The sequence below is a fragment of the Paenibacillus sp. VT-400 genome (assembly GCF_001029205.1).
In the GTDB taxonomy this organism is placed as follows: domain Bacteria; phylum Bacillota; class Bacilli; order Paenibacillales; family Paenibacillaceae; genus Paenibacillus; species Paenibacillus amylolyticus.
The window spans coordinates 1-375 of sequence record NZ_LELF01000092.1; the positions used below are offsets into that span (position 1 = coordinate 1).

Annotated in this window: 1 protein-coding gene; it reads right to left on the bottom strand. The window is 60.8% G+C overall.

Annotation, left to right across the window (positions count from 1 at the left end; translation table 11 throughout):
* Nucleotides 1-375: hypothetical protein (locus EL84_RS30485; protein ID WP_047844542.1), on the bottom strand; the 375-nt coding region annotated here is incomplete at both ends.

The window sequence follows — 375 nt, forward strand, 5'->3', positions numbered from 1 at the left end:
AGCCGACACGATGTCCTTGTCGGAGGTCTTGTCGGGCGTCTTGTCGAAGTAGACACCGGGCGAACGCACGAGCTGCGACACCACGACACGCTCGGTGCCGTTGATGATGAACGTGCCCTTGTCGGTCTGGAGCGGGAAGTCGCCCATGAAGACCGTCTGGGTCTTGATCTCACCGGTCTGGTGGTTCATGAACTCGGCCTCGACGTACAGCGGGGCGGCGTAGGTCTTGCCGCGCTCCTTGCACTCTTCGATCGAGTACTTCTCGGGCTCGAGGTAGGGGTTCGTGAACGAGAGCTGCATCGTCTCGCTCAGGTCCTCGATGGGCGAAATCTCCTCGAAGATCTCCTCGAGACCGCTGATCTCGGGGACATCGGT